The organism is Sulfolobus sp. B1, from assembly GCF_007050195.1.
GTDB lineage: Archaea > Thermoproteota > Thermoprotei_A > Sulfolobales > Sulfolobaceae > Saccharolobus.
Map to the genome: position 1 here is coordinate 1 of NZ_QIMI01000075.1, position 8,264 is coordinate 8,264.

The 8,264-nt window shown below is 35.1% G+C and carries 8 protein-coding genes; all 8 read left to right on the forward strand.

Annotation, left to right across the window (positions count from 1 at the left end; genetic code table 11):
- A partial coding sequence (locus DMP16_RS06235; protein ID WP_255446818.1) for an isocitrate/isopropylmalate family dehydrogenase occupies nucleotides 1–481 on the forward strand: 481 nt, incomplete at its 5' end.
- 377 nt (nucleotides 482–858) lie between these two features.
- Nucleotides 859–4,011, forward strand: coding sequence for an isoleucine--tRNA ligase (ileS, locus tag DMP16_RS06240; RefSeq protein ID WP_143576987.1), 3,153 nt, complete (start codon nucleotides 859–861; stop codon nucleotides 4,009–4,011).
- Nucleotides 4,012–4,046: 35 nt separating this feature from the next.
- Nucleotides 4,047–4,793 carry a putative RNA uridine N3 methyltransferase gene (locus DMP16_RS06245; protein ID WP_069281992.1) on the forward strand — a complete coding sequence of 249 codons (747 nt, stop codon included), beginning with the start codon at nucleotides 4,047–4,049 and terminating at the stop codon, nucleotides 4,791–4,793.
- Between the two features lie 49 nt (nucleotides 4,794–4,842).
- A complete protein-coding gene (locus DMP16_RS06250) occupies nucleotides 4,843–5,895 on the forward strand; it encodes a 50S ribosomal protein L3 (protein ID WP_069281994.1) in 1,053 nt (350 codons plus the stop codon).
- 5 nt (nucleotides 5,896–5,900) lie between these two features.
- Nucleotides 5,901–6,704, forward strand: a complete 804-nt coding sequence (gene rpl4p / locus DMP16_RS06255; RefSeq protein WP_069281997.1) for a 50S ribosomal protein L4 — start codon at nucleotides 5,901–5,903, stop codon at nucleotides 6,702–6,704.
- Complete coding sequence (locus DMP16_RS06260) at nucleotides 6,705–6,950, forward strand: 50S ribosomal protein L23 (RefSeq protein WP_069281999.1); 246 nt, start codon at nucleotides 6,705–6,707, stop codon at nucleotides 6,948–6,950.
- A gap of 10 nt (nucleotides 6,951–6,960) precedes the next feature.
- Entirely contained in the window at nucleotides 6,961–7,677 is a 717-nt protein-coding gene (locus DMP16_RS06265) for a 50S ribosomal protein L2 (protein WP_069282001.1), read from the forward strand.
- 35 nt (nucleotides 7,678–7,712) lie between these two features.
- A complete protein-coding gene (locus DMP16_RS06270; RefSeq protein ID WP_143576986.1) occupies nucleotides 7,713–8,135 on the forward strand; it encodes a 30S ribosomal protein S19 in 423 nt (140 codons plus the stop codon).
- The last annotated feature ends 129 nt before the right edge of the window (nucleotides 8,136–8,264 follow it).

An 8,264-nucleotide genomic window follows, 5' to 3' on the forward strand; every position in this document is an offset into this window, starting at 1 on the left:
TGGTCTTTTTGCTAGAGTTTGCAGAGAGATACTTAAAGGAAAAGTCGAATTTGAGGAAATGTATGTTGATGCGGCAGCAGCTAATTTAGTGAGAGATCCAACTAGATTTGATGTCATAGTCACTACTAATGTTTATGGTGATATTCTAAGTGATGAGGCGAGCCAAATAGCCGGAAGCTTAGGTTTGGCACCCTCTGCAAACATAGGCGATGAAAAGTCTATGTTTGAACCAGTACATGGTGCGGCTTTTGATATAGCTGGAAGGGGGATAGTTAATCCTACTGCCTTCTTGCTTTCAATTTCAATGATGCTCTATCAACTTTATGAGAAATCTAAAAACGTTGCGTATATGTCTGCTCATAAGTCATTAGAGAATGCCATATCTGAAGTTTATAAAAGAGGAATTAAGTTAACTCAAGACGTAGGTGGTAACGCTAAGAGTAGTGAGTTCATAGACGAAATATACAAATACATACAATAGTGGCTTCTCTTTTTAGTATCAAAAATCTCTAGTTTATAGTAGATAAAAATTATCATAACGAAATTTTATATTTTCTAAAAGAAGTTTTTATGCCATCTTAAAGTTAAGCTATTCTTTATTAGGAAAATATATTTATGGTAATTTAAATAATCGGGTTTGATATGTATTGAGAGAACTGATGATCTTCGTAAGTTTGAAGAACACGTTTTAAAATCATTATTATATAATTAAGTAATCTAAAGACAAAGGGAGGCTTTAGCTTAATTGTGATCTAGAGAATGATATTTTAGATGTTTTCTATTCAACGTAAACTTTTATAGTCCTCTACAAATCTAATAATGGTTAGGTGAGTCGAATTATCTCGTGTGGTTGAGGCTCTGATTGGCAACTATGACCCTAAGAGACTCGAAAGTGAGGTAATAAAATTCTGGGAGGATAATAAGATATATCAGAAGCTTAAGTCCGAGGTCAATAAGAGAACAGAAAAATTCTTATTTATTGATGGTCCTCCTTATCCGTCTAGTCCAGTTCCACACATAGGCACTATTTGGAATAAGGTAATTAAGGATTGCATACTGAGGTACGAGAGATTAATGAACAAGAAGGTTCATGATCAACCTGGATATGATACTCACGGTTTACCAATTGAGGTGGCGATTGAAAGACAATTAGGTATCAAGAATAAACAAGAGATTATAGATAAAATAGGAGTAGAGAATTTCATTAAAAAGTGTAAAGACTTTGCATTAAACAATGCTAATATGATGACCAAGAATTTTAAGGATATTGGCGTTTTCATGGATTGGGATAATCCTTACTATACTTTAGACCCCGAATATATTAGTTCTTCCTGGAGTGTAGTTAAGAAAGCTTATGAAAAAGGGTTATTGGGTAAAGGAACCGCTGTATTGCATTGGTGCCCTAGGTGTGAGACTACATTATCAGATTATGAAGTTTCAGAATATAAAGATATAGAGGATCCCTCAATATATGTTAAGTTTAAAATTAAAGGCGAAAACAATAAATACTTGTTAATCTGGACTACCACACCTTGGACTATTCCAGCTAACGTATTCGTCATGGTCAATAAGGACTATTATTATGTAGACGTGGAGGTAAATGGAGAGATCCTAGTTATTGCTAAAGATAGGGTAGAGTCAGTGATGAAAGAAGCCGGGATAACTAATTATAAGATTTTGAGAGTTTATAAGGGAGACGACTTATTAGGCGTTAGGTACGAGCATCCACTTAAGGACTTGATTCCTGCTCAAAGTAATCTTGAACATTATGTAGTTGATGCTGGTAGTGTAGTGACTTTAAGTGAAGGTACAGGTTTAGTTCATGGTGCTCCTGGTCATGGTGAGGAGGACTTCGAAATAGGAACAAGGAACGGATTCCCTGTCGTTATGTTTGTAAATGATAAAGGCGAATTTAAGGAAGAAGGAGGGAAATATAAAGGTCTAAACGTCAGAGAAGCAGCTGAAGTAATAATAAAAGATCTAAGAGAGCATAAAGCGTTATTATATGCAGGTAAAATAGTTCACAGATACCCAGTCTGTTGGAGATGTAAAACTCCATTAATTCTTCGTGCAGTTGATCAATGGTTCATCAGAGTATCGAAAATTAAAAATAAGATGTTGGAAGAGATTGATAAGGTCAATTGGATACCAGAGTGGGGAAAGATTAGAATAGGTAATATGATAAGAGAATTAAGAGACTGGGTAATAAGCAGGCAAAGATTTTGGGGGACTCCTTTACCTATATGGGTTTGTGAAAATTGTAGTAATGTTATAGTAGTCGGTAGTAAAGAGGAGCTAGAAAAGATTAGTGTTGATCCAGTTCCTAATGATTTACACAAGCCCTATATAGATAATATTAGGGTGAAATGTAACAAATGTGGCAGTATGGCTAGGAGAGTTCCAGACGTTGCAGATGTGTGGTTTGATAGTGGCGTTGCATTCTTCGCTAGTTTAGGGAAAGACTGGGATAAAAAATGGAAGCAAATAGGTCCAGTTGATCTAGTGCTAGAAGGACATGATCAATTAAGGGGATGGTTCTTCAGTCTGCTAAGGACTGGAATGATATTACTTGATAAAGCTCCGTATTTGTCAGTATTAGTTCATGGATTCATGTTAGATGAGCAAGGCAGAGAGATGCATAAAAGCTTAGGTAACTATGTTGAGCCCTCTGTTGTTATAGAAAGATATGGCAGAGATATTTTGAGATTATGGTTATTAAGGAATACGACATGGGAGGATGCTAAATTCTCTTGGAGGTCATTGGATTTAGTCAAACGTGATCTGCAAGTGATTTGGAATACTTTTGTTTTCGCTTCGACATATATGAATCTAGATAATTTTGATCCATCTAAATATAATTTGTCTTATATCATAAAATATGCTAAGATTGAGGACCTATGGTTACTATCACGATTCAACTCCATGTTAAAAATTGTTATAGAGGCAATGAAAGATTATAAAGTTCATGAATTAGCAAATACATTAGTTAACTTCCTAATAGAGGACGTTAGTAGGTTTTATATAAGGCTAATCAGAAAAAGAGCTTGGGTAGAGGGCAACACTGAAGATAAAGTGTCTCTATACTACGTTTTATACTATGTTCTTAAGAATTGGCTCATATTAGCCTCTACAGTAATTCCATTTACAGCTGAGAAAATATATCAATCTTTTTGCGTTGATGATAAGAAAGAATCCGTTTCCATGGAAACCATAGGGAAGTATGACGAGTCATTAGTTAATTTAGAACTAGAACAAGCGTTTAAATTATTAAGAGAGATTAGCGAAGCTTCTTTAAATGCTAGAGCAAAGGCTGGAATTAAGTTAAGGTGGCCTCTATCTAAGGTTTACGTATTTCTGAATGAGCCTAAGGATATAAGTTATTTAGGAAAAACCAAAGAAGTGTTGTTAAATCTACTAAATGCTAAGGATATTGAGATAGGAGACATTAAAGGATTCAAGAATTTCAGTAAATATAAAGTTGAACCGAATAAATCTATCATAGGTAAAGAGTATAAGAGTTTGGCACCTAAGATTATAAAGTATATTGAAGAAAATGGTAATGTTATCGCGAGAGACATACTTGATAATAATTCACATAAGACTATGATAGAAGGAAGAGAGATAGTATTAAACTCTTCGCATTTAATTATATCTGAGGAGACGATAGAAGGTTACGTTTCAGCTAAATTTGATAAGGGCGTTATAGTTATAAGTAAACAAATTTCTCAAAGGGAAGAAGAGGAGGGTATAGTAAGGGATATTATCAGAAGAATACAGTTCATGAGAAAGAAGTTAGGATTAAATGTAGTGGATTACATACTAGTCTCAATTAAGGTTCCGGAGGAAAGAGGAGATATTATTGAGCGATGGTCAGATTTTATTAAGAGTGAGACTAGGGCTCTGTCTATTTCAACCAATGAAGCGAAGGGTGATTTACTGCTTGATTGGGACATTGAAGGAGAAACATATACTATCGGTATAAGCAAGGTAAATAATGATGAAAAGAAGTAAAGTTTTCATTTTTCTCCTTAGCATCTAATAATGGTATGTATCTTTTTCCGAGAGCTAAACCATTAAATGTAATCCTATTTTTGTCATTATTTGATATAGAAAATTCAATGTTAGAAATCACATCAAAACTATCCTTTATTCTCAGAGTAACATGCACGTTTAGAGTTAATGAAATATTCTGGGTAAAGGATTCTAGACATAATGAGAAAATGATGGAGATAGTAGACGATGTCTCCAAATATTTATTGGCTCCGCCTTATCTTAAAAAATACATCCCATTCAAATCTACTCTAAGGAAAGTTGGTCTTCTAAGCCCTTTGAACGTTCCCTCACATAATGTTAAGAAAACGTTAGTCGAAGGAGAATTAAGGTTAGGAAGAAAAGGTGATTTTGGATTTAATAGAAAGATAAAAACTAAATCCAAGGTAATTCTTGTCTTAGATTCAATAAAATTTAATTTTATTCCATATATTAATATATACTATGATGGTATAAGGATGAAATTTATTGAATTCGATGACATATTTAAATTTGATAATATAATAGTAGCCAGTAGAAGTGGGAAAAATCCCTTAGAAAGTATGCATGAAATTAAAGAGCTTTATAATAATAGAGGTTTGACTCTATTAATAGGCCCTCCTCATGGAAGAGTTCTTAATAAGCTAGGTGAGAAATATATAAATAGTTCGTACAATTTTGCAATTAATCAAGGCGTTATGGACATAAGGACGGAAGAAGCATTAGCGTACTCCTTATCTATACTAAATCTGATGTTAAGTTAGCTTTATAATTCTTAAATAATAGGAGAAATAGCATTAGCGGGGAAGATTAATGGGTCATCGTAAGTTATCGTCACCAAGAAGAGGTTCGGCTGGTCTCAGACCTAGGAAGAGAGCATCTGAGTTGCTTCCTACACCTAGGAATTGGCCTCAAGTTAACTTTAATGAACCTAAACTATTAGGCTTTATAGGATATAAAGTTGGAATGACTCATATTTACTTTATTGATGATTGGCCTAACTCTCCTACAAACGGAAAAGAAATTTATATGCCAGTTACCGTTGTGGAGACACCACCAATTATTCCCTTATCCATTAGAGCTTATGTCATGGATCCTAAAGGAGAGCCTAGTGTACTAACTGAGTATTGGGCTTCTATTCCCTCTCAACCAGAGGTATTTAGGAGAATTAAATCTTTCTCTATTTTACAAAAAGATGAGGAGAGTAAGAAAAAATTCCAAGAGAATATGAATAAAAGATTTGAGTTAATAAAATCCAATCTTGAAAGGATTTTATACTTTAGAGTTTTGGTAGCAACACAGCCTAGAAAAATTCCGTCGTTAGGAAAGAAAGCTCCGGATCTAGTAGAAATACAGATTGGAGGAGGGGATAAGGCTAAACAACTGGAGTATTCTTTAAGTATATTAGGTAAGGAAATAAATGTAAAAGATGTATTTAAGGAGGGTCAATTAGTTGATATAATTGGAGTTACTAAGGGTAAAGGGTTTGCCGGTGTCATAAAGAGATATAATGTTATAGAATTGCCAAGGTGGCATAAGCATAGAAAGGGAAGTAGAAAAATTGGTACCAGAGGACCTTCATTGGGCACACCTAGTTATACCCCGCAACCTGGTCAATTAGGATTCCATAGGAGAACTGAATACAATAAGAGAATTTTGAAGATTTCTGATGATCCAAAAGAGATAAACCCGTTGGGAGGATTTGTTAGATATGGGATAGTAAGAAATACGTTTTTAGTAATACAAGGTTCAGTATTGGGAAGTAAGAAGAGGCCAATATTCTTAAGGTACCCAGTTAGGCCTTCGTATGTTTTTGAAGGGGTGCCTAAGATAACTTACGTGAATTTAAACAGTCAACAAGGGTGATGTAGATGTACGTGGAACTAGTTCAAAAGAATTCAGCTGTTTTAGATCTAGAAGGAAAAAAAGTAAAAGATATAGAATTACCATTGATTTTTTCATATCCCGTCAGAAGCGACTTGATAAGACGCGCATACTTATCCTCATTTACGAAATCTTTGCAACCAAAGGGAAGAGATCCAATGGCTGGAAAGAGGACTACTGCTGAAAGTTTTGGTATAAATTTAGGATTAGCTAGAGTTCCTAGAGTTAAAAACTCTGGAGAAGCCGCGTTGGCACCAAATACGGTTGGTGGTAGATTAACCTTCCCACCTTCTCCGTTTGAGAAGATTACTGAGGAGATTAATAAAAAGGAAATGAAACTAGCCATAGTGAGTGCAATAAGTGCCACATCAGAACCTTTATTTGTGAGGAAAAGAGGTCACATATTTAATGAATCATTAATGCTGCCTATAATAGTAGTTGATGATATAGTTAATATGAAATCTACAAGCGAAGTTGAAGAGCTATTTAATAAGATAGGAATTTTAGGAGATATACAGAGAGTGAAGGAGAGAATAAAAATAAGATCAGGGAAAGGAAAAATGAGAGGCAGAAAATACAAGAAACCAATTGGTCCATTAATTGTGATTCATGCTTATAAGGCTCCTATCATTAAGGCCGCTAGAAATTTAGCTGGGGTTGATGTTGCAAATGCTAAAAATTTAAGCGTTATCCACTTAGCTCCGGGTGCTCATCCAGGTAGGCTTACAATTTATACTGAGTCTAGTTTACAGATTCTCCAGAATAGATTAGGTGGAAGATTGGTGATTTAAATGATTAAGATGGCTCTTTCAACTGAGAAGGCATTAAAATTAATAGAGTCATATAATACGCTAGTATTTATTGTAGATAGAAATGATACTAAAAGAGATGTGAAGAAATATGTGGAGAAGATGTTTAGTGTCAAGGTGGTAAAGGTGAATGTAGTAACAACACCTCAAGGTGAGAAAAAGGCATACGTAAGGTTATCTTCTGAGTATAAGGCGAGTGATATAGCACATAGGTTAGGGATATTGTGAGGTGGTATGAATGGGTAAAAGACTATTACAACAAAGAGCAGGTAAAAATTCACCAAACTTTAGGAGCCCTAGTTGGTTAAGATTAGGTAAGGTCAGGTATCCGAATATAACGGGGCACTTTGTTGGAAAGATAATCGATATTCTTCATAACCCAGGTATGAATGAGCCAATAGCCTTAATAAAATTGGAAAATGGAATAAAATTCTATGCTCCAGCTGTTCAAGGCTATGTAATTGGGCAAAAAATAGAGTTCGGTAAAGGTTCTCAAGTAGTTACTGGAAATATTATTGAGATAGGGGATGCTAATGAAGGTACAATTGTATGTAACATAGAAGAGAACTTTGGTGATGGTGGAAAATATGCTAGAAGTGCTGGATCTTATGGAGTTGTGATTGGAAAAAGTGGAGATAAGGTTCTGGTAAGATTACCGTCTGGAAAAATAAAAGCGGTCTCTAATAAGGCAAGGGCTATGGTTGGAGTAATTGCTGGTGGAGGAATTACAGAAAAACCATTACTTAAGGCTGGGGCTAATTACCATAAATACAAGGTTAAAGCTAAAAAGTGGCCGATTGTTAGAGGAGTAGCTATGAATGCTGTAGATCACCCTCATGGTGGTGGTTTGCATCAGAGTGTGAGTAGGTCATCTACTGTATCAAGAAATGCGCCACCTGGAAGAAAAGTCGGACATATAGCTGCAAGGAGAACAGGGAGGAAGGAAGGAAAGTGAGTTTTTATAAGTTAGTTATGAATAGGTGATAAAAGATGTCAGTAGAATTACCACCTGAATGGAAAAACTATAGATATAGGGGAAAAAGTATAAACGAGCTAGTTACTATGCCAATGGATGAGTTTATAAAGTTATTACCAGCTAGGCAGAGAAGGTCTTTGAAGAGAGGTTTTACTGACGCTCAGAGGCGTTTATTAGAAAAAATAAGAAGACATAGGAGGGAAGGAAAGGTTAACAAGACTATAAAGACTCATGTGAGAGATTTAGTGATATTACAGGAGTTTATAGGACTTAAGTTAGCTGTATATAATGGCAAGGAGTTTGTAGAGTTTACTGTAACTCCAGAGATGATAGGACATTACCTAGGTGAATATTCGATAACTACGAAGAAGGTTGAGCATGGCGAACCAGGTTTAAAGGCTACAAGATCAAGCTTATTCCTAGCCATGAAGGGTTGATTAAGATGGGTAACTGGGTTTATCCTCAATTAAATGTGGATGAGTTAAAGATATCTAAAGCCGTTCTACGAGATGTTCAAGTATCTATAAAGGATTTATACAATGTTTGTAGGGTTATTAGGGGGATGA